Below are 20,526 nucleotides of genomic sequence, written 5' to 3'. Positions count from 1 at the left end.
GGCTCCGTGCACCACCTCCGCGAACCACCCCCGCGAACAGCGCCCCGTGAGGGCCGTTGGCCCGTGCAGCGTAAAGCTGTGGCGTCCGGACCGGACCCCAGCCCGCCGGGGCAGCGACCGGGGCGCGACCGGTGCATCGGCCGGGGGACCGGTACGACCGGAGGGGCCCGGCTGTGGACAACCCCCCGGCCGCTCCGGGGAACCTGGCAGCATGGCGGGGTGACACCAGCGACACCAGCCACTCCCTCCCCGCTCTTCCCGGGCCCCGCGGCGCCGTCGGAGTACCCGGCCGTGCCCGAGGGCGCCGACGCCGTGCTCGCCGGGCTGGACCCGGAGCAGCGCGAGGTCGCCACCGCCCTCCACGGGCCGGTGTGCGTGCTGGCCGGCGCCGGTACGGGCAAGACCCGCGCCATCACCCACCGCATCGCCTACGGGGTGCGCGCGGGCATCCTCCAGCCGGGCTCCGTGCTCGCGGTGACGTTCACCAACCGGGCCGCCGGTGAGATGCGGGGCCGCCTCCGGCAGCTCGGTGCCACCGGGGTCCAGGCCCGCACCTTCCACTCCGCCGCGCTCCGCCAGCTCCAGTACTTCTGGCCCAAGGCGGTCGGCGGCCCGCTGCCGCGGCTGGTGGAGCGCAAGGTCCAGGTGGTCGCCGAGGCGGCCGCGCGCTGCCGTATCCGCCTGGACCGGGGCGAACTCCGGGATGTCACCGGCGAGATCGAGTGGGCCAAGGTCACCCAGACGGTCCCCGAGGACTACCCGGCGGCCGTCGCCCGCGCCCGCCGCCAGCCGCCCCGGGACCCGGCGGAGACCGCCCGCGTCTACGAGACCTATGAACTCCTCAAGCGGGACCGCGGCGTCATCGACTTCGAGGACGTCCTGCTGCTCACGGTCGGGGTGCTGCAGGACCGGCAGGACATCGCCGACGAGGTCCGCCGCCAGTACCAGCACTTCGTGGTCGACGAGTACCAGGACGTCAGCCCGCTCCAGCAGCGGCTGCTGGACCTGTGGCTGGGCGAGCGGGACAGCCTCTGTGTCGTCGGCGACGCCAGTCAGACGATCTACTCCTTCACCGGGGCCACCCCGGACCACCTGCTGGACTTCCGCGCCCGTCACCCCCGCGCCACCGTCGTCAAACTCGTCCGGGACTACCGCTCCACCCCGCAGGTCGTCCATCTCGCCAACGGTCTGCTCGGGCAGGCCCGCGGCCGTGCCGCGGAACACCGGCTGGAGCTGGTCTCGCAGCGCGGCGCGGGCCCCGAGCCGGCGTTCGCGGAGTACCCGGACGAGCCGGCCGAGGCCGAGGGCACCGCCCGGCGGATCCGGGAGCTGATCGACTCCGGGGTTCGCGCCGGCGAGATCGCCGTGCTGTACCGCATCAACGCCCAGTCGGAGAGCTATGAGCAGGCCCTCGCCGACCAGGGCGTCCCCTACCAGCTCCGCGGCGCGGAACGGTTCTTCGAGCGGCCGGAGGTGCGGGAGGCCGGACTGCTGCTGCGCGGCGCCGCCCGCGCCGGAGGCTCCTCCGACCCCTCGCTCACGGAGACGGACATACCGTCGCAGGTGCGGGCCGTGCTCTCCACCCGGGGATGGAGCCCCGAACCGCCGGCCGGCTCGGGGGCGGTCCGCGACCGCTGGGAGTCGCTGGCCGCGCTCGTGCGTCTCGCCGAGGACTTCGCCCGGGCGCGGCCGCAGGCGGCGCTCGCCGACTTCGTGGCCGAGCTGGGCGAGCGGGCCAACGCCCAGCACGCGCCCACGGTGGAGGGCGTCACCCTGGCCTCGCTGCACGCCGCCAAGGGACTGGAGTGGGACGCGGTCTTCCTGGTCGGCCTGACCGAGGGCATGATGCCGATCACCTACGCCACGACCGACGCGCAGATCGAGGAGGAACGCCGGCTGCTCTACGTCGGCGTCACCCGGGCCCGGGTCCACCTCGCCCTCTCCTGGGCCCTGTCCCGGACTCCGGGCGGCCGCACCGGCCGGCGGCCGAGCCGCTTCCTGGACGGGCTGCGGCCCGGCTCCGCCGCACCGGCCGGCGCGGCGGCCCGCGGCCCGGCCGCCGGGGGCGGGGTGGAACGGGGCGGGGCGACGCGACGCCGCAAGCGCGGTCCGGTGCGGTGCCGGGTCTGCGGCCGCACCCTCACCGACGCGGGCGAGATGAAACTGATGCGCTGCGAGGACTGCCCCTCCGAGCTCGACGAGGGCCTCCACCAGCGGCTGCTGGAGTGGCGGGCGGAGCGGGCCCGCGAGCTGGGCCAGCCGGCCTTCTGCGTCTTCACCGACAAGACCCTGCTGGCCATCGCCGAGGCCATGCCCGGGGACGCCGCCGAGCTGGCGGTGATCTCCGGTGTGGGACGGCGGAAACTGGACCGGTACGGGGCGGACGTCCTGGCCCTCTGCGCGGGTGAGGAGCCGCCCACCGGGATGCCGGACGGGCGGTCCGGCGGCTGATGCGAACTCGTCGCGAAAATAGTTTGCGCATGCCGCCGGATTCCCCATAGGTTCTCTTTCGCGGGCATGACAGGGCCTTTTTCGGGCCCACTGTTCCGTGCTGTACTTGTACGAGTGACTGGTTCCCACCAGTCCCCGAGACGCCGAGAGGAGGCGAGCCCCAATGATCAGCATCACCAAACTGGCCGGTCGTGACGTGCCCGTCTCCTGCCTGTCCGGCGTCTCCGTGCTCCGTGGATCCGCCGTGCCCGGCGCCCTCGAAGCACGCCTGGCCGAGCGCTGCCTTCTGGCGAGCGCTCAGCGACCGACCAAGGCACCGGCGGCAGTAGTGGCGGCAGAGGCATCGGCCTATGCCCTCGCGGCCAAGGGTGCCGACCTCCGGCAGATGTGGACCGATGGCGGCTTTGCCAACGGTGCGGCGTCTGCGGCCGAGCACCACACGATTCGGGGCCTCCGCGGCCACGAACCCTGGAGAGATCCAGCCTGATCGCCACGATCAGGTCGGCACCTTCCAGGGCCGCGGAACCCGAACCGGGATCCGCGGCCCTTTTCGTTGCCCCGACCGGCATCGACGACCACCTCCGGCTCACCAGGCCGGCCGAACACAAGGAAGAAACCGACTGTGCCCAGCCCAGCGCCCGCCCCGTCCCGCACGCAGCAGCCCCCTCCTCTCCACCTGGTCCTCCGGAGGTCCTCTTGTCCCAGCCCACCCGGCTCACGGTGCTCGACGACGAGATCGAGCGTCTCGGCGAGCTCGTTCCCTGCCGCAGCTACGACCCCGAGGTGTTCTTCGCCGAGTCGCCCGCCGATGTCGAGTACGCCAAGTCCCTCTGCCAGACCTGCCCGCTGCGCGAGGCCTGCCTCGCGGGGGCCAAGGACCGGCGCGAGCCGTGGGGCGTCTGGGGCGGCGAGCTGTTCGTCCAGGGTGTGGTCGTGCCGCGGAAGCGGCCCCGTGGCCGCCCGCGCAAGAACCCGGTCGTCGCATGAACGCCCCGGGAACCATCGACCGCCCTCTCACGCACGACCCGAAGAAGCAGGTCCCGACGATGAAGCCGTCCGCCCACGAGCCGTCAGCCGCCCGTACCACCGCCAGAACGGCGTCCGACGCGACCGACTCGCGTCAGAACAGGAACCGTGAAATGCAACTCATCCCAGAAGCCCTGGCTCGTGCTCATATGCACGAGCGCATCCAGGAGGCCGAGTCCGAACGCAGGGCCGTGCGTCTGGCCCGGGCCCGCCGGATGCAGCGCCGGGCCGAGCGCGCCTCGCTCCGCGCCCGGCGCGCGCTGGCCATGGCCGTCATGCAGTAGTAGTCACTCCCCGGCCGTCATGAGACGGCCGCCGCGCGACGCGCACCCCAGCCGAAGGGCCGTTCCCGTCCGGGAGCGGCCCTTCGGCCGTGGCACCGGCCCGTTGTCCGGACCGGCCGGAGGGTTGCACCGGGGCAGACCGGGCCGGAGAGCGCACTGTCCCCGGCTGTGGGCGGTCGCCGGCGTCTCAGCGGCCGGCCGCCTTCTCGAACGGCTCGTCGGCCGGCTCCTCCACCGCTCGATCCGCCGGTCCGTCCGCGGGGCCGCGCTCCGAGGGGTCCAACGCGCCGGCATGACTCTCACCGGGCCCCGGTTCCCCGTCCTCGGCCATGTCCCCGCCCCGCCCCCGCCCTCATCGGCCCCGTCCCCGTCCGGGAGAAAACCGGGGAGCCAGTCACGCAGCTCCTCCCGCAGCCGGACGGTCGCCCCCAGCTGGCACAGCACACCGATGGTGCTCAGGGTGACGCGGTGGATCAGCAGATAGGCGGGCGGCAGATTGAGCTGGCGGCCCAGCTGGTGCGCGGGCGACCGCGGGTCGGCGATCCGCGCCGCCTGGGTCCGCAGCCAGCCGCGGGTGAAGGTGAACTCCTCGGCCCGGGCCGGTTCGATGATCGGGATCAGATAGTCCAGGACGGCGTCCGGGTCCAGCTCCACGGACTCCCTGACGAAACCCGCCTCGCAGAGCATCGCGTACACCCCCTCCGCGTCGCCCTCCAGGGCTCCGCGCAGCGCGGCGCCGATCAGCGGCGGCAGCCCGTCCGGCAACCGGTCGACCGTGCCGAAGTCGAGGACGCCCAGCCGCCACTGCTCCGGCCCTCCGCCCTCCGCCTTTCCCGGCAGCAGCCGGAAGTTCCCCGGGTGGGGGTCGGCGTGCAGCAACCCCGTGCGGGCGGTACCGGAGAAGAGGAAACGGGCCAGCAGCTGTCCGGCCCGGTCCCGCTGCTCCGGGGTGCCGTCGGCTATCACCTCCGACAGCGGCACACCGTCCATCCACTCGGTGACGAGCACCTCGGAGCCCTGGTGGACGACGTCCGGGATCACCACATCCGGGTCGTCGGCGAACTCGGCGGCGTGATCGCGCTGCGCCTGGGCCTCCAGGGCGTAGTCCAGCTCCTCCGAGACCCGGTCGCGCAGCTCGGTGATGAGCGGCTTGATGTCCATTCCGGGAATGAGAGGGCCCAGCAGCCGGGCGAACCGGCCGAGCTGGGTGAGATCCGAGAGCAGCGCCTCACCCGCGCCCGGGTACTGCACCTTGACGGCCACCTCCCGGCCGTCGTGCCAGACGGCGCGGTGCACCTGGCCGATCGAGGCCGCGGCCGCCGGCTTGTCCTCGAACTCCTCGAAGAGATCACGCCAGTCGGACCCGAGCCGTTTCTCCAGCGCGGCGTGCACGCTCTGGGACGGCATCGGAGGCGCGGCTTCCTGGAGCTTGGTGAGGGCGGCGCGGTAGGGGCCGGCGATCTCCTCCGGGAGGGCGGACTCGAAGACGGAGAGGGCCTGCCCGACCTTCATGGCCCCGCCCTTGAGCTGGCCCAGGGTCGAGAAGAGCTGCTCGGCCGTCCGCTGCTGCAGCTCACTGGCGATCATCTCGGCCGGCCGTCCGCCGATCCGTTTTCCGAGCCCGAGGGCGGTGCGTCCGGCGAAGCCCAGTGGCAGCGCCGCCAGTTTGGCGGTCCGGGTGACCGCCTTGCGGGGAAGGTCAGACATGCGCTCCTCCAACTTCACTGCGCTTCACCGGAGGGCAGCCGCCCTCCGCGTCGGTGCCCGGACCGGCCCGTTCCGGCCGTTCCGGTGGTCCGGCACCATCTGGTGAGTATGGACGCTCGACCGCTTCATACGCACCGCACCCGCAGGCCCGGTGCGGTGTGATGGAACACGGATCCCACGCCAGATCGGGCAGCGCGAGCTCCAGCCGCGCCCCGGCGCACACCGGCGGCCGGCCGTCCAGAAAGGCCAGCGCGTGGGCCGCCGCCAGCCCCGCGACCACGGTGGCGAGGGCCGTGTCACAGGCCGGTTCGGCCGGGTTCCGGGCCGACCGCCACTGGGCGAGCAGCCGGGACCAGGCGGGATCCCGCTCGGAGCGGTGCAACTGCAGACAGCCCGCGCAGGCCGACTCGCCGGGCAGCACCAGCGGGCCGACCACGCCCGTGCCCTCCAGTACACCGGCATAGAGATGAGGGATGCCGGAGGCGAGCAGCGCCTCGGCCGGCACGGGATCAGGGGCGTAGGCGCCGAGACCGTCGCGCGGGGCCAGCACCGTCAGAGCGAGCCCCGCCCCGGGCGGCGGGCCTCCGCCGCCGGGCCGTCCCCGCCGGGCCCGGCCCCGCGCGGTCGCGGCGGCGCGGACGGCCTTGCGGGCGGCGGTGTCCCGGCGCTCGCCGGCCGCTTCCGGCGGCAGCCCGCCGGGGCCGGTCTCCCAGGGCGCGACCCGGCCGCCGTCCACCACGTCGACCTGTCCCACCCCCGCAGCCGAGAGCGCCGTCGCGACGGCAGCGCCGACCCGCCCGGCACCCCGCACCTGGACCCGTGCCGCTCCGCGCGCCGCCAGCCGGCGCCTGCCGCCGCCCGGTTCCGGATCGACCACCGACAGGGAACCCAGGTCGGCCCGCAGCCGGTCCGGGACCCCGGCCCGTTCCCGGCACTCCGGCGGAGGGAGGCCCTCCGCCGCCGGGCCGTCGCGCGCCGTCGGATCGTCCAGCAGACCCGCCGCCGCCAGACGCCTCAGCAGCTCACCGGGCCGGTCCCCGGACAGGCCCAGGGCCGCCGCCTCCGCCCGCAGCAGCGGAAGCCCCCGGGTGCCGTCCAGCAGGGAGAGGAAACTGCCGGTCGCCGTGTCGACCGGGCCCAGCAGCACGGCGTGTGCGGGCGTCACCCCGAACTGCACCGTCTGCCGGTCCCGCCAGCCGCGCCGCAGCACGGGCTTGATGATCGGATGCATGGCCGCCCCCTCGGTTTCTCCCGCTCGGTTCCTCTTCGACGGGTGCCAGCATGGCCGGGCGGGCGGACTCCCCGCCGAAAGTTGTCCACAGGGCCTGTGGATGGTCATCTCATCGGTCTCCACTTGTGGGGGAGTCGCGCACGAAGCGAAGACGGGCGGGACTTCCCGTGCCCGCAGCGGGTAACGTCGGCAGGGTGCCCTCCGATCCACTGAGCCGCGCCGGAGAGAACCCCCTCAGCACGCCGGGCCGGCTCGGCCAGCCGCCCCGCCGTTCCCGGACCAGCGCGGTCGAGGTGCGCAGAAGCGCCCGCCGGCGCCGTACGGTCTCCGCCTACCGCGAGGGCGACCGCACGGTCGTCCTCATCCCGGCCCGGATGTCGCAGGCGGAGGAGGAACGCTGGGTGACGGTGATGCTGGACCGGCTCGCCGCCCAGGAGAGCCGGCGCATGCTGGGCGACAGCGAACTCGCCGAGCGGGCCGGGCGCCTGTCCGCGCAGTACCTCGACGGCAGGGCGCGCCCCCGGACCGTCCGCTGGGTCACCAACCAGAACACCCGCTGGGGTTCGTGCACCCCCGCGGAGGGCAGCATCCGCCTCTCACACCGGCTGCAGGGCATGCCCGGTTATGTGACGGACTACGTCCTCCTCCACGAACTCGCGCATCTGCTCGTCCCGGGCCACGGGGCCGATTTCTGGCGGCTGCTGGAGTCCTACCCCCGGACGGAGCGCGCCCGCGGCTACCTGGAGGGTGTGGTCGCGGCCGGACGGCTGCCGCATCTCACCGGCGACACCGACGCCTGACCGCGCCGGTTCCGGTACGAGCCCGGGGCGAAAGCTTTTCCGCTCCGAGATCGCCGGGGGCCGTGACCAGCGGCTAGCCTGGCGCGCAAGCACGTACAGCTCGGGATGGGGGACGGTCGTTACGCATGGCCAGGGAATTCCAGCGCGGCCACAAGGCCAGGATCAGTGACCTGACAGCGGGGACGGATCTGTACGTCGGTGTGCAGATATCCGGTCCCGGGCTGTCCTTCGACATCAGTTGCTTCGGTCTCGACGCGGACGAACGGCTGTCCGACGACCGGTACTTCGTCTTCTTCAACCAGCCAAAGTCGCCCGAGGAGTCGATCCAGCTTCTCGGCGCGCAGGCGGGGGACACCGAGTCCTTCCGCGTCACCCTCGACCGCGTCCCGGACAGCATCCACCGGCTGTCGTTCACCGCGACGATCGACGGCGCGGGCCAGATGTCCCAGGTCGGCCCCGGCTACCTCCGGATCGTCGCGGGCGGCGAGGAAGTGGCGCGCTACGCCTTCGACGGCTCGGAGTTCAGCACCGAACGGGCGGTGATGCTCGGCGACTTCTACCGGAAGGACGTCTGGCGGTTCGCCGCCGTGGGACAGGGGTTCGACGGCGGGCTGGACGCGCTGCTGAAGAACTTCGGCGGCGAGGTGCTGGAGGAGGAGACCCCGGAGCCGCAGCAGTCCGCGCCGCAGCAGGACGGGGCGGCGCCCGGGTTCGCCCCGCCGGCGGCCGCGCCCGCCGCGCCGCCCGCGTTCGGCGTCCCGGCGGGGCCGCCCCCGTCGGCACCGCAGCACGCGGCACCGCAGGCGCCCGCTCACCAGGCACCGCCCGCGCCGCAGCCCGTTCCCCAGGCACCGCCCGCTCCCGCGCCGCAGGCCACGCCCCCGCAGTTCACGCCTCCGCAGGGCTCCCCGCCGGCGCCCCCGCCCGCAGCCCGCCGCCCCGCCGCCCCACGCCGGGGCACCGACCTCGCCGCGCCCCTGGCGCCTCCCGGCCCGGTGCAGCCGCCCGGTCCTCCGCAGCCACCGGCGGCGCCCGCCGCGCCCTACGGCCCGCCGCCCGGCTCACAGGCCCCGTTCCCCGGCGCCCAGCCGCCCGGCGCACCCGCCCCGTACGGCCATCCGTCGCCGCTGCCCGGCCGGATCCCCGGGCAGCCCGGCCCGTACGGCCTGCCGCAGGGCGCGGGCGCCGCCCCCGCCGGCCTGGGAAGCGTCCTGGAGAAGTACCGCGAGGTGCCCACCGGGCAGCGGTGGACCCTGCAGAGCCGGCAGCTCGTCCGGGTCGACCTCGGCGCCGACGACCGGCCGGTGCTGGCCCGCCAGGGCAGCATGGTGCTCTACCAGGGCAAGGTCGACTTCGGCTACAAGGGAGCGGGCTTCGCCGGCCGGGTCGTCGGCAACGCCACCGGCCAGGAGATGCAGCTGATGCGCTGCACCGGCCGCGGCCAGGTCTTCCTCGCCGAGGACGCCGCCGAGATCCACCCGATCGAGCTGCAGGGCGACGCGATCTGCGTCTCGGCCGAGAACGTCCTCGCCTTCGACGAGTCCCTCCAGTACGAGGTGCGGCGGATCGAGGGCCACGGCATCCCCGGCGGAGCGCTCTTCACCATGCTCTTCCAGGGCACCGGCACCGTCGTGGTGAAGACGCGGGGAACCCCGGTGGTCCTCCCCGTCACCCCGACGACCTTCGCCGACAGCAACGCCGTCGTCGCCTGGTCCGCCGCCTCGCAGGTGATCATCTCCAGCCAGGTGCGGCTGCGCCGCAACGCCTATCCCGGCCACAGCGGGGAGACCGTGAATCTCCAGTTCCGCGGCGCGCCCGGCAATTTCATCGTCGTCCAGCCGTACGAGGTCTGAGGGAGCCCGTGATGGACCAGCACATGATCTCGGGCTATGCCCCGGCCCCGGTGGCCGCCCGGATGGAGAACCACGGCCCGAGCATGCTCCGGGTCGCCATGCAGAGCGGCCAGGACCTCTTCGCCCGCACCGGCTCGATGGTCGCCTACGAGGGATTCGTCCAGTACGAGCCCAACCCGCCGGCCGTGCGCCAGATGGCCTCGCAGTGGCTCACCGGCGAGGGAGCGCCGCTGATGAAGTGCAGCGGTGACGGCCTGCTCTATCTCGCCGACTACGGCGCCGACGTGGTCTGCGTCAACCTCGCCGACGAATCACTGTCGGTCAACGGCACCAATCTCCTCGCCTTCGACGCCCACCTCCAGTGGGGCGTCCAGCGGGTCAAGGGGATGGCCAAGTTCGCCGGCCAGGGCCTCTTCAATGTGGCCGTCTCCGGCACCGGCTGGGTGGCCCTGACCTCGCGCGGCACCCCGATCGTCGTCGACTGCGGCCGCGGCGAGGACGAGACCTATGTGGACCCGGACGCCCTGGTGGCCTGGTCCAGTGGTCTGAAGATGAAGGGGAAGCGCAGCTTCAAGGCGTCCTCGATGATCGGCCGCGGCAGCGGCGAGGCGTACCAACTCGGCTTCTCCGGGCAGGGCTTCGTCGTCGTCCAGCCGAGCGAGGACAGCACCGACCGGCTCCGGGCCCGGGGCTGAGGGGGGACGGGAAGAGATGCAGAGTCCGCTGTTCGGCCACACCGAGAACCAGACCCAGGAGCGCTACGCCCTGCAGAACCCGCAGATGCTGCGGGTCGCGCTCGGCGGCCACGACGACATCCTCGCCCGCAAGGGCAGCATGGTCGCCTACCAGGGCCTGGTCGAGTTCGACGGCGAGTACCAGACGCCGGGCCGGCGCCGGTCCCGCGCCCACACCGGTGAGGGCCTGGACCTGATGCGCTGCTCCGGCCAGGGCACCGTCTATCTGGCCAACCTCGCGCAGTACGTGCACCTCCTGGACGTGGACCAGGAAGGGCTCACCGTCGACAGCGCGTACGTCCTCGCGCTGGACTCCGCGCTGCACTGGGAGACCATCGCCGTCGACAGCCAGTTCGGCATCTCCGGCTCCGGCGCCTACAACCTGCAGATCTCCGGGCGGGGCAAGGTCGCGCTGATGACCTCGGGCAAGCCGCTGATGCTGCAGGTGACGCCCGACAAATACGTCAACGCGGACGCCGACGCGGTGGTCGCCTGGTCGACGTCGCTGCGGGTGCAGATGCAGGCGCAGACCCACTCCTCCGGGGTCTTCCGGCGGCGCGGCAACACCGGCGAGGGCTGGGAGCTCAGCTTCCTCGGCCAGGGGTACGCCCTCGTCCAGCCGAGCGAGCTGCTGCCCCCGCAGAACGCCGTCACCGGCCAGGGGGTCCGCGCCCAGTACGGCATGGGGCCGCAGGGCGCGCAGGGTCAGAACCAGGGGAACATCTGGACGAACCGCTGACGCTCCGGCACGGGACGCCGGTCCGCGGCCGACAGGGCCCGGACCGGCGTCCGCCGTCGCGGCCGGCGCAAGCCATCACGCCGGCCCGGCCGTGCGGCCCCCTCACAGCAGCGCGCGGGTGCCCTCCGCAAGCCGGACCACGGACGCGTCCGCCACGCGCGGCACCTCGTCCCAGCCGTACCAGCGCAGCTCCAGGGACTCCTCGCTGACCGCCTCCACCGATCCGGCCGGGGCGAGGGCCGCGTACTGCACGTCCAGATGCCAGGCGCAGGGGGTGCGGTGCCGGTCGAGCCGGACCGGTCCGCCGGGGAGCAGTTCCAGCCCGGGGATGCCGGACTCCTCGGTGGCCTCCCGCAGCGCGGCGCCCGCCAGCGTGGTGTCCTCCGGCTCGCAGTGGCCGCCGGTCTGCAGCCACATCTCCAGCTTCCGGTGCAGGGTCAGCAGCACCCGCCCGGTCCCCGGATCCACCACCAGCGCGCTGGCCGTGATGTGCCCCTCGCGGCAGTTCTTCCACATGCCGTCCGGGTGGGCGCCCAGATGGCCGAGGTAGTCCCGCCGCAGCTCCTCCTGGCCGGGACCGTCCGGGGGCGGCGAGCCCGGGGCCGGAGGCGCGGTCCGGGCCGGCGGGAGCCGCGGGCTCCAGTTCTCCAGGACGCGGGTCGCGTCCGTGTGCAGGCTCACTTCCCGTCTTCGTCCTCCCGGCCGGAGCCGTCCCGGCCACCGGAGCCGCGGGACTCTCCGCCGTCCCCGCCCCCTTCCCCGTTGCCGCCGCCGTTCCCGGTGTCCTTGCCGGAGCCGTCGGCCGCCTCCCCGAGCATCTTGTCCAGCTCGGAGAAGTCCACCTGCTCGCGGTGGACGAAGCCGTCCGGGTCGTCCAGGTCCTCCGCGGTGGGCAGCATGTCCGGGTGCTCCCAGAGCGCGTCCCGGCCGTCGGCTCCGCGGGCGTCGGTGAGCGAGGCCCACAGCCGGGAGGCGTCCCGCAGCCGGCGCGGCCGCAGCTCCAGCCCGATGAGTGTGGCGAAGGTCTGTTCGGCCGGCCCGCCGGTGGCCCGGCGGCGCCGCAGCATCTCGCGGAGCGCGCCCGACGACGGCAGATGCGGCGAGGCCGCCGCGTGCACCACCGCGTCCACCCAGCCCTCGACCAGGGCGAGGGCCGTCTCCAGCCGCGCCAGCGCCGACTTCTGCTCGGGGGTGTCCTCGGGCTGGAACATGCCCTGCTGCAGGGCGTCCTGCAGCTGCTCCGGGCGCGAGGGGTCGAGCTGGCCGACGACGTCCTCCAGCTTGGCCGTGTCCACCTTGATGCCGCGCGCGTAGCCCTCGACGGCGCCGAACAGATGCGAGCGCAGCCACGGCACATGGGCGAAGAGCCGCTGGTGGGCGGCTTCCCGCAGGGCCAGGTAGAGCCGTACCTCGTCCAGCGGCACACCGAGGTCCTCGCCGAAGGCGGCGATGTTCACCGGCAGCAGCGCGGCCTTCTGCGGCGGCCCGAGCGGCAGTCCGATGTCGGTCGAACCGACCACCTCGCCCGCGAGCGTGCCCACGGCCTGGCCGATCTGGGTGCCGAACATGGCACCGCCCATCGACCGCATCATCCCGAGCAGCGGGCCCGCCATCGCCTGCATCTCCTCGGGCAGGACGTCGCCCATGGCGCCCGCGACGCGCTCGGCGACCGGGTCCACCAGTTCCTTCCACGCCGGCAGCGTCGCCTCGACCCACTCGGCACGGCTCCAGGCCACCGCCGAGCTCGATCCGGAGGGCAGCGAGGTGACCCCGTCCAGCCAGAGGTCCGCGAGCCGCACGGCCTCCTCGACGGACGACCGCTCGCCGGGAGTGACGCTCGGGTCCCCGGCGCCCTCGGCGGCCCCCCGGGCCACGGTCTGCCGCGCGATGTCCTTGGCCATGTCCCAGTTCACCGGGCCGCCCTCGTAGGAGAGCATCTGGCCGAGCTGCTGGAAGGCGGCGCCCAGATCGTTCGGGTTCAGGGAACCGAACATCGCCGCGAGCGGGTTGTCACCGCCCGGGCCTCCGGGCCCCGTGCCGAACCCGAAGGGATTCGCCGGGCCCCGGCCACCGCCCTCGCCGCCCTGCTTCCTGCCGTCGTCGCCGTCCTCCGGCTCCTCCGGCGGAAGGCCGAATCCGAATGGGTTGTCACTCACGGGCTTCCTCGGCTCGTAGGGCCGCCGGCTCCGGCCGGCGGCGACTGTCCGGCGTCACCACCCAGCGTAGACACGTCGGCCGCGTTCTAGGCTCGGGTGCTCCGCCGCCCCACCGCCTGCGGCAGGATGGACGCCACCTGGTCCGTACGCTCAGGCGCACGTACGCATGTACGCAGACAACCGCTGGAGACGCCCGGTGAGTTCCCCAGACCCTCAAGTTCGCGCAACGCGAAACCCCCCGCCGGCGACCGTGCGGCGGCCCGTCGTCGCGGTCACCGGCGCCGCGACCGGAGCCGGGGAGCTGCTGACCCGGCGGCTCGCGGCCTCCGAAGAAGTCAAGCAGGTCATCGCCATCGACGAGCGGCGCGGCGAGGTGCCGGAGGCCGAGTGGCACCTGCTCGACGTGCGTGATCCGCTCATCGCCGGCAAGCTCCGCGGGGTGGACGTGGTGGTGCACCTCGCCCTCGACCTCGATCTGGAGTCCGACGCGGCCGCCCGCACCGCGTACAACGTGCGCGGCACCCAGACCGTCCTCACCGCGGCCGCGGCCGCGGGTGTGCACCGCGTCGTGCTGTGCACCTCGGCGATGGTCTACGGCGCCCTGCCCGACAACGACGTACCGCTCGCGGAGGACGCCGAACTGCGCGCCACCGCGGACGCCACGGGCGTCGGCGACCTGCTCGAGATCGAACGGCTGGGCCGCCGGGCACCCCGCGCCCACCCCGGTCTCAACGTCACGGTGGCCCGCCCCACCGTGCTGGTCGGCGGCACGGACACGGCCCTGACCCGCTATTTCGAGTCACCGCGGCTGCTGGTCGTCGCGGGCTCCCGCCCGACCTGGCAGTTCTGCCACATGGACGACCTCGTGAGCGCGCTGGAGTGCGCGGCGCTGGAGAAGGTCGAGGGCGAGTTCGTGGTCGGCTGCGACGGCTGGCTGGAGCAGGAGGAGATCGAGGAGCTCTCCGGGATCCGGCGGATGGAACTGCCGTCCGCCGTCGCGCTCGGCGCCGCCTCCCGGCTGCACCGGCTGGGCCTCACCCCGTCCCCGGCCGGCGATCTGGCGTACACGATGCACCCCTGGGTCGTCAGCGGCAGCAGGCTGCACGACGCCGGGTGGCGGCCGCGGTACACGAACGAGGAGGTCCTGGCCGAACTGCTGGACGAGGTGGCGGGCCGGCACACGGTCGCCGGCCGCCGGCTGGGCCGCAAGGACGCGACCACGCTGGGCGCCGCGGGCGCCACCGTCGCGCTGGTCGGCACGGCCGCGCTGGTGCGCCGGGCGCGCAAGGCACGCCGCCGCATCTGAGCGCCGGCCGCCGCGGCGCGCGGGAGCCTGTTCCGCGATCCCCGTGCGGTGCGGCACGATGGGCGCCATGGCACGTACGTACGAGCACCCCGGCGAGCAGGCCCATCCCGACCCCATCCGCCTGCTGGCGGTCCGCGACAGCCCGCTCTCGCTCGACGAGGTGTTCGGTGCCGTGCCGGACGACGCCGCGGGCGGCACCGCGCTCTTCGTCGGCACGGTGCGGGACCACGACGAGGGCGCCGGTGTGGCCGCCCTGGGCTACACCGCGCACCCCACGGCCGAGGCCGAGCTGCGGCGGGTGGCGGAGAAGGTGGCCGCCGAGTTCCCGGTGCGGGCGCTGGCCGCCGTCCACCGGGTGGGCGATCTGGTGGTGGGGGATCTGGCCGTGGTGGTCGCGGTCTCCTGTCCGCACCGCGCCGAGGCGTTCGACGCCTGCCGCCGCCTCATCGACGACCTCAAGCACGAGGTCCCCATCTGGAAGCACCAGCGGTTCACGGACGGTACCGAGGAGTGGGTGGGGGCGTAGAAGGACGGCGCGCGGGAGACGGCGCGCGAGCCCTCGCGGCCGGGACGCGACCCGGAGACGGGCGGCCGGACGGTGTACGGTCCGTCACGCCGGGTATCACCCGGAACAGTCACCGCGCTGCCGCACCGGTTGCGTAACCGCCCCCCTGCCGTGAGCGTTGACAGTGCGGATGGCTAATCTGCTCATCTGTTGTTGACTGCGCTGATGAACGCGCGCTGGTGCAGGGAGTCGGGAGGCCGGCATGGCGGCTGTCGCCTGGTTGCTGATTCCGGTGGTCGCGGCGGTGGCCGCGGGGGTGTGGGCCCGCTGGGCCGCCCGCAAGCGCAAGACGGGGGACGTCGCCGAGCTCGCGGGCTACGCGAGGTTCCGGGAGGCGATGGAGCGCCCCGGCTCCGCCCCCCGGCCGGCAGCCCCGGACCGGGGCCCCGCCTCCGGCTCCGACGCCGCCTGAGACCGGTCGCCCTCCCTCTCGGGCGCCGGCCCCTCCGGGCCGCCGCGAGCCCTCGCGGGCTGTCCGTGAGCCCTTCCGGGGCGGTCCCCGGACGGCCCGCCCGGCGAGTGGACCGGTGACCTGGTCCCGTACTGTCGTTCCATGCCACGCCGCACTGCGACGATGCTCGCCTCCACCCTGATGCTGATCGCGCTGCTGTGCGCCGGGGTGCTGATCCCGGTGCCGTACTCCGAGATGTCTCCCGGTCCGACCGTGAACACCCTGGAGAAGCACGGTGGCGAGGAGGTGCTCCGGGTGACCGGCCGGAAGACCTATCCGGCGAGCGGCCATCTCAACATGACGACGGTCAGGGTCACCGGCGCCGACTACCGGATGAACCTCGCCGAGGCGGTCTACGGCTGGCTGTCCCGGGACGCCGTCGTACCGCACAGCACCCTCTACCCGGAAGGGCAGACGGCGGAGCAGGCGGACGAGGAGAACGCCGAGGAGTTCAGCCAGTCGCAGGAGAGCGCCAAGGTGGCGGCCCTCAAGGAACTGGGCATATCCGTGACCTCGCGGGTGGTCGTGGCCTCCGTCGTCAAGGACGGCGCTGCCGAGGGCAGGCTGCACGCCGGTGACGTGATCAGGGCCGTGGACGGGAAGGCGGTGCGCAAGCCCGCCGACGTGGCGGACTTCGTCACGGAGCACGAGCCGGGCGAGCGGGTCGAGTTCACCGTCGTACCGGCCAAGAAGGCCGAGGCGGCCGAGAAGGCGGGCAAGGCGGAGCCGAAGGCCACCGAGACGGTCACCGTCACCGCCGGGAAGGCGCCCGAGGACGGCCGTGCGCTCGTCGGCATCCAGGCCGGGACGGACCACACCTTCCCGTTCGACATCGACATCAAGCTCGCGGACGTCGGCGGCCCCAGCGCCGGGCTGATGTTCTCGCTCGGCATCGTCGACAAGCTGACGCCCGGGTCGCTGACCGGCGGGAAGTTCGTCGCCGGCACCGGGACGATCGACGACGCCGGCAAGGTCGGCCCCATCGGCGGCATCCAGATGAAGACGATCGGCGCCCGGGAGCAGGGTGCCGAGTTCTTCCTGACCCCGGAGGACAACTGCCCGGCCGCCCTCGTCGGCAAGCCGGACGGGCTGACCCTCGTCAAGGTCCGCACGCTGCGGGACGCCGTGGACTCGCTGGAGAAGATCGCCGAGGGCGGGACGGCCGGCCTGCCCGGCTGCTCGGCGAAGTGACCCGGCCGGCGCATGCCGGTCCGTACGCGCCCCCGGGCGCCGCCCGGCCCGCCGGGGGCGAGGAACCCGCCGGGGAGCGGGAATTCGCCCGGAGGCGGAATCCGCCCGGAGGCGAGGAGGGGGCCGGGAGACGAGGGGCACGGCCGGGACGCCTGCCCGGAGCCGGGCGGGACCGCGGCCCCGGCGCGGCCCGCGCTACTCGGCGAAGGTCGCGGACAGCGCCTCGGCCAGCCCCGGCACGAGGCCGGCTCCGGTGAGCACCTCCGTGGGGGAGTCCTTCTCGCGCAGCCGCAGCGCCGACTCACGGCTGCCGTCCCGCAGCACCGCCACCGTCATCCGGACCTCCTGCCGGTCCGGGTGGTCGGCGACCCACCGCGTCAGCTGTTCGCCGTCCAGCCCCTCCGGGACGGACTCCTCGGCGGTCGGCGGCAGCATGAGCCGCTCCACGGTCATGGCGCAGCCGCTCACGGCGTCGGGCCAGGCGATGGTCCCCAGGAACTCGTCCAGCGGCGTTCCGGCCGGCAGTTCGTCCTGTTCGACGGGGGTCAGGGTGCCGGAGCCGTCACCGCTCTCCAGCCCGAGCTGGGCGGCCAGTTCGGGCTCCTCGGACAGCAGCCGCTCGGTGTCGACGAGGGCGAAGAGACGGGCGGGCTGGTCCCAGCCGAGCGCGGCGGCGTACTCGTCGATCTCGAGCACGGCACGGGTGAGCGGTCCGGCGGCGATCGGGTCCGGGCCCGCGGCGGGCTCGGGGTTGTCGGGGCCGTTCGGTACGGAGGAGGCAGACATGGTCCGTATCTTGCCTTCTTCGTGGCCGGAATCGGGAACTGGGTAAAGCTTGAGTAAGTTGCATGAGTGGGCCCTAGTATCTCTGGGCTCGTTCACACGACCCATATGACTGCGATTTCTTCGAGGGGCGCACCTTGGCTTTCCAGATGCCGGACCGCGGCGGAGGCCCGACCGGGCCACGGATGAGAGCCGGCGGACCGTCCCGGCGGTCCAGGACCCTGCTGCTGACCATGGCCGCGCTCGCCCTGCTGGCCATGATGTTCGTCATGTTCGCCGGGTTCTGGACGGACTGGCTCTGGTACCGCTCGGTCGACTACTCCTCCGTCTTCAGGACGACCCTGTGGACCAAGATCGGGCTGTTCGCCGTCTTCGGACTGGTGATGGCGGCCGCCGTGGGCGTCAACATCTGGCTGGCGCACCGCATGCGGCCGCCGCTGAGCGCGATGTCGCTGGAGCAGCAGAGCCTGGACCGCTACCGGATGGGCATCGCGCCCTACAAGAAGTGGGCGCTCCTCGGGGTGACGGCCCTGGTGGGCCTGATCGCCGGCGCCTCGGCCGCCGGCCAGTGGCGCACCTGGCTGATGTGGATCAACGGGGTCCCGTTCGGCACCGAGGACCCGCAGTTCGGCAAGGACGTCTCGTTCTACGCCTTCGACCTGCCCTGGTACCGCTTCCTGCTGGCCTTCGGTTTCGCGACGGTCGTGCTGTCGCTGATCGCCGCCGCGCTGACGCACTACCTCTACGGCGGCCTGCGGCTCACCAGCCCGGGGGCCCGCGCCACCGGTGCGGTCACCGGGCATCTGTCGGTGCTCGTCGGCCTCTTCGTCGCGCTGAAGGCGGTCGCCTACTGGCTGGACCGGTACAGCCTGGCGGTGAAGTCCAGTGACTTCAAGGCGACCGGCAACTGGACGGGTCTGCGCTACGTCGATGCCAACGCCTACCTGCCGGCCAAGACGATCCTGTTCTTCATCGCCGCCATCTGCGCGGTGCTGTTCTTCGCCACGCTCTGGCGGCGCACCTGGCAGCTGCCGGTCCTCGGCTTCGGCCTGATGGTGCTGTCGGCCATCCTGATCGGCGGCCTCTACCCGGCCATCGTCCAGAAGTTCCAGGTCGAGCCGAACGAGCAGGCCAAGGAAGCCCCGTACATCAAGAAGAACATCGACGCCACGCGCGACGCGTACGGCATCGACGACGCCAAGGTGAGCGACTACGAGGGCAAGGTCTCCGTCGACGAGGCCGAGAGCGCGAAGCTGCGCGCGGAGGCCGAGAACACGGCCAGCCTGCGGCTCCTCGACCCGAACGTCGTCTCGCCCACCTTCCAGCAGCTCCAGCAGGTCCGCGGCTACTACGGCTTCCCGGACACCCTGGACGTCGACCGCTACAAGGACGGCGACGGCAGGGAGCAGGACACCGTCATCGGCCTGCGCGAGCTGAACATCAACGGCATCCCCGAGCGCAACTGGATCAACGACCACTTCAAGTACACCCACGGCTACGGCGCGGTGGCCGCCAAGGGCACCTCGACCACCCGCGGTGGCGCGCCGGACTTCATCGAGTCCAACCTGCCCTCCAAGGGCGAGTTCGGCGAGTACCAGCAGCGGGTGTACTACGGCGAGAAGACGGAGCAGTACTCCATCGTCGGCGGTCCGCAGAAGGAGCTGGACTACTCCGACGACAGCGGCGAGAAGCTGTACAGCTACACCGGCGACAGCGGGGTCGACCTCTCCGGCCCGGTGAACCGCGCCGCCTACGCGGCCGCGTTCAGTGAGCCGCAGATCCTGTACTCGGGGGCCATCGGCGAGGGCTCGCGGATCCTCTACAACCGCACGCCCAAGGACCGCGTCGAGGCGGTGGCGCCCTGGCTGACCATCGACGGTGACGCCTACCCGGCCGTCGTGGACGGCCGCATCAAGTGGATCGTCGACGCCTACACCACGTCGAACGGCTATCCGTACGCCTCCCGCACCACGCTGGGCGACACCACGGCCGACTCGCTGACCACCGGCCAGCGCGAGGTGGTCGCCCAGGAGAACCGGGTCAACTACATCCGCAACTCGGTGAAGGCCACCGTCGACGCCTACGACGGCTCGGTCGAGCTCTACCAGTGGGACACCGAGGACCCGGTGCTCAAGACGTGGATGAAGGCCTTCCCGGACACGGTCGAGAAGAAGAGCGCCATCGGCACCGAGCTGATGGAGCATCTGCGCTACCCGCAGGACCTGTTCAAGGTCCAGCGCGAGCTGCTGACCCGCTACCACGTCACCAACTCCGCGCAGTTCTACAGCGGCAGTGAGGTCTGGCAGGTCCCGGACGACCCGACGAACAAGTCGGGCAACTCCGTGCCGCCGTACTACCTCAGCATGCGGATGCCGGACCAGAAGGAGCAGACCTTCTCGCTGACGACGACCTTCACCCCGAACCGGCGCGACAACCTCGGAGCCTTCATGGCCGTGGACGCCGACGCCACCAGTGACGGGTACGGGAAGATCAGAATCCTGAAACTGCCGTCCAACACCACTGTGTCCGGACCGCAGCAGGTGCAGAGCAAGTTCAACTCCGAGACGGCCATCGCCAACGAGATCAACATCCTCCAGCGGGGTGACTCGGAGATCGAGTACGGCAACCTGCTGACCGTCCCCCTGGACGGTGGCCTGCTCTATGTGGAGCCGGTCTACGTCCGCGGTGCCGGCACCAACTACCCCCTGCTGCGGAAGGTTCTGGTCTCGTACGGCGACGAGACCGCCTTCGAGGACACGCTCGGCGAGGCGCTGGACGTCGTCTTCGGCGAGAAGGAGCCCGGCGCCGGCGAGACCGAACCCCCGCCGGGTGAGGGCGAGGAGGGCGACACGGGCGACGAGGGCGAGCGCGACCGGCCCAGTGACGACCCGACCGTGCGCCAGGCCCTGGAGGACGCCCAGGAGGCCATCGAGGCGGGCGAGAAGGCGCTCGCGGAGCAGGACTGGACCGCCTACGGCAAGGCCCAGGACGATCTCAGGGACGCTCTGAAGCGGGCCGCGGAAGCCGAGAAGGCGGCCAGGGAGCCCGAACAGGGCGGCTGAGCAGGGCACACCCCGCGCCGTGGTACGGTTGTCACACAACGGCGCGGGGTGGAGCAGCTCGGTAGCTCGCTGGGCTCATAACCCAGAGGTCGCAGGTTCAAATCCTGTCCCCGCTACTCATATGAAGGACCCGGAGTCAACGACTCCGGGTCCTTCACTTGTCCGGGGGGACTGTGCGCCCCGGCGT

General features: G+C 72.9%; 17 protein-coding genes, 1 tRNA gene and 1 pseudogene. 14 read left to right on the top strand and 5 right to left on the bottom strand.

Annotation, left to right across the window (positions count from 1 at the left end):
- The first annotated feature begins 291 nt into the window (after window positions 1-291).
- The 4 genes from E4N63_RS10745 (at window position 292) to E4N63_RS10730 (ending at window position 3,761) form a co-directional block, all read left to right on the top strand.
- Window positions 292-2,451: an ATP-dependent DNA helicase UvrD2 gene (locus E4N63_RS10745; RefSeq protein ID WP_185831201.1), complete on the top strand. Its 2,160-nt coding sequence runs from the start codon at window positions 292-294 to the stop codon at window positions 2,449-2,451.
- A gap of 163 nt (window positions 2,452-2,614) precedes the next feature.
- Complete coding sequence (locus E4N63_RS10740; RefSeq protein ID WP_019710153.1) at window positions 2,615-2,938, top strand: hypothetical protein; 324 nt, start codon at window positions 2,615-2,617, stop codon at window positions 2,936-2,938.
- A 209-nt stretch (window positions 2,939-3,147) separates the two neighbouring features.
- A complete protein-coding gene (locus E4N63_RS10735; protein ID WP_019710152.1) occupies window positions 3,148-3,438 on the top strand; it encodes a WhiB family transcriptional regulator in 291 nt (96 codons plus the stop codon).
- Window positions 3,435-3,761 (top strand): hypothetical protein, encoded by a 327-nt coding sequence (locus E4N63_RS10730; RefSeq protein WP_019710151.1) that lies wholly within the window; start codon window positions 3,435-3,437, stop codon window positions 3,759-3,761. The genes E4N63_RS10735 and E4N63_RS10730 overlap by 4 nt, the downstream gene beginning before the upstream one ends.
- 336 nt (window positions 3,762-4,097) lie before the next feature.
- Here the strand turns inward: E4N63_RS10730 and E4N63_RS10725 are convergent.
- A pseudogene (locus tag E4N63_RS10725) lies at window positions 4,098-5,468 on the bottom strand (ABC1 kinase family protein); the annotation flags it as partial.
- Window positions 5,461-6,699, bottom strand: a complete 1,239-nt coding sequence (locus E4N63_RS10720) for a ThiF family adenylyltransferase (protein ID WP_230240519.1) — start codon at window positions 6,697-6,699, stop codon at window positions 5,461-5,463. The pseudogene E4N63_RS10725 and the gene E4N63_RS10720, both read right to left, overlap by 8 nt.
- 194 nt (window positions 6,700-6,893) lie before the next feature.
- Between E4N63_RS10720 and E4N63_RS10715 the strand changes: the two genes are divergently transcribed.
- The 4 genes from E4N63_RS10715 (at window position 6,894) to E4N63_RS10700 (ending at window position 10,825) form a co-directional block, all read left to right on the top strand.
- Window positions 6,894-7,499 (top strand): M48 family metallopeptidase, encoded by a 606-nt coding sequence (locus tag E4N63_RS10715; RefSeq protein ID WP_230240518.1) that lies wholly within the window; start codon window positions 6,894-6,896, stop codon window positions 7,497-7,499.
- 125 nt (window positions 7,500-7,624) lie between these two features.
- Window positions 7,625-9,352 (top strand): TerD family protein, encoded by a 1,728-nt coding sequence (locus tag E4N63_RS10710; RefSeq protein WP_230240517.1) that lies wholly within the window; start codon window positions 7,625-7,627, stop codon window positions 9,350-9,352.
- Between the two features lie 11 nt (window positions 9,353-9,363).
- Window positions 9,364-10,047, top strand: coding sequence for an AIM24 family protein (locus E4N63_RS10705; protein WP_230240516.1), 684 nt, complete (start codon window positions 9,364-9,366; stop codon window positions 10,045-10,047).
- A 16-nt stretch (window positions 10,048-10,063) separates the two neighbouring features.
- Window positions 10,064-10,825, top strand: coding sequence for an AIM24 family protein (locus tag E4N63_RS10700; RefSeq protein ID WP_125623266.1), 762 nt, complete (start codon window positions 10,064-10,066; stop codon window positions 10,823-10,825).
- 102 nt (window positions 10,826-10,927) lie between these two features.
- Here the strand turns inward: E4N63_RS10700 and E4N63_RS10695 are convergent, their stop codons facing one another.
- The gene (locus tag E4N63_RS10695; RefSeq protein WP_125623265.1) at window positions 10,928-11,506 is read right to left on the bottom strand and encodes an NUDIX hydrolase; all 579 of its coding nucleotides are present in this window, start codon (window positions 11,504-11,506) and stop codon (window positions 10,928-10,930) included.
- Window positions 11,503-12,981 (bottom strand): zinc-dependent metalloprotease, encoded by a 1,479-nt coding sequence (locus tag E4N63_RS10690; RefSeq protein WP_125623264.1) that lies wholly within the window; start codon window positions 12,979-12,981, stop codon window positions 11,503-11,505. The genes E4N63_RS10695 and E4N63_RS10690 overlap by 4 nt, the downstream gene beginning before the upstream one ends.
- Before the next feature lie 196 nt (window positions 12,982-13,177).
- Between E4N63_RS10690 and E4N63_RS10685 the strand changes: the two genes are divergently transcribed.
- The 4 genes from E4N63_RS10685 (at window position 13,178) to E4N63_RS10670 (ending at window position 16,494) form a co-directional block, all read left to right on the top strand.
- Entirely contained in the window at window positions 13,178-14,287 is a 1,110-nt protein-coding gene (locus E4N63_RS10685; RefSeq protein WP_125623263.1) for an SDR family oxidoreductase, read from the top strand.
- A 58-nt stretch (window positions 14,288-14,345) separates the two neighbouring features.
- On the top strand, window positions 14,346-14,813 hold the full coding sequence (locus E4N63_RS10680; RefSeq protein WP_125623262.1) for a molybdenum cofactor biosynthesis protein MoaE: 468 nt from the start codon (window positions 14,346-14,348) through the stop codon (window positions 14,811-14,813).
- Between the two features lie 241 nt (window positions 14,814-15,054).
- A complete protein-coding gene (locus tag E4N63_RS10675; protein ID WP_185831158.1) occupies window positions 15,055-15,264 on the top strand; it encodes a hypothetical protein in 210 nt (69 codons plus the stop codon).
- A gap of 141 nt (window positions 15,265-15,405) precedes the next feature.
- Entirely contained in the window at window positions 15,406-16,494 is a 1,089-nt protein-coding gene (locus tag E4N63_RS10670; RefSeq protein ID WP_125623260.1) for a PDZ domain-containing protein, read from the top strand.
- Window positions 16,495-16,689: 195 nt separating this feature from the next.
- Here E4N63_RS10670 and E4N63_RS10665 read toward each other — a convergent pair whose 3' ends face one another.
- Window positions 16,690-17,280: a PPA1309 family protein gene (locus E4N63_RS10665; protein WP_125623259.1), complete on the bottom strand. Its 591-nt coding sequence runs from the start codon at window positions 17,278-17,280 to the stop codon at window positions 16,690-16,692.
- Window positions 17,281-17,462: 182 nt separating this feature from the next.
- Between E4N63_RS10665 and E4N63_RS10660 the strand changes: the two genes are divergently transcribed.
- Both E4N63_RS10660 and E4N63_RS10655 read left to right on the top strand, forming a co-directional pair.
- Complete coding sequence (locus E4N63_RS10660; RefSeq protein ID WP_228429987.1) at window positions 17,463-20,339, top strand: UPF0182 family protein; 2,877 nt, start codon at window positions 17,463-17,465, stop codon at window positions 20,337-20,339.
- 42 nt (window positions 20,340-20,381) lie between these two features.
- A tRNA-Met gene (locus tag E4N63_RS10655) sits at window positions 20,382-20,455 on the top strand.
- Window positions 20,456-20,526 lie beyond the last annotated feature (71 nt).

It is taken from the genome of Streptomyces sp. MNU89 (assembly GCF_020982505.1).
In the GTDB taxonomy this organism is placed as follows: domain Bacteria; phylum Actinomycetota; class Actinomycetes; order Streptomycetales; family Streptomycetaceae; genus Streptomyces; species Streptomyces xinghaiensis.
The sequence above is the reverse complement of the archived record's forward strand: the minus strand, read 5'-3'. Positions and strand labels throughout refer to the sequence as shown.

Excerpts from the sequence above, each read along its gene's own strand:
- E4N63_RS10720 (WP_230240519.1), bottom strand. The coding sequence starts at position 6,699 with ATGCATCCGATCATCAAGCCCGTGCTGCGGCGCGGCTGGCGGGACCGG.
- E4N63_RS10700 (WP_125623266.1), top strand. The coding sequence starts at position 10,064 with ATGCAGAGTCCGCTGTTCGGCCACACCGAGAACCAGACCCAGGAGCGC.
- E4N63_RS10660 (WP_228429987.1), top strand. The coding sequence starts at position 17,463 with ATGAGAGCCGGCGGACCGTCCCGGCGGTCCAGGACCCTGCTGCTGACC.
- E4N63_RS10675 (WP_185831158.1), top strand. The coding sequence starts at position 15,055 with ATGGCGGCTGTCGCCTGGTTGCTGATTCCGGTGGTCGCGGCGGTGGCC.
- E4N63_RS10665 (WP_125623259.1), bottom strand. The coding sequence starts at position 17,280 with ATGTCTGCCTCCTCCGTACCGAACGGCCCCGACAACCCCGAGCCCGCC.
- E4N63_RS10710 (WP_230240517.1), top strand. The coding sequence starts at position 7,625 with ATGGCCAGGGAATTCCAGCGCGGCCACAAGGCCAGGATCAGTGACCTG.
- E4N63_RS10705 (WP_230240516.1), top strand. The coding sequence starts at position 9,364 with ATGGACCAGCACATGATCTCGGGCTATGCCCCGGCCCCGGTGGCCGCC.
- E4N63_RS10680 (WP_125623262.1), top strand. The coding sequence starts at position 14,346 with ATGGGCGCCATGGCACGTACGTACGAGCACCCCGGCGAGCAGGCCCAT.
- E4N63_RS10740 (WP_019710153.1), top strand. The coding sequence starts at position 2,615 with ATGATCAGCATCACCAAACTGGCCGGTCGTGACGTGCCCGTCTCCTGC.
- E4N63_RS10730 (WP_019710151.1), top strand. The coding sequence starts at position 3,435 with ATGAACGCCCCGGGAACCATCGACCGCCCTCTCACGCACGACCCGAAG.
- E4N63_RS10670 (WP_125623260.1), top strand. The coding sequence starts at position 15,406 with ATGCCACGCCGCACTGCGACGATGCTCGCCTCCACCCTGATGCTGATC.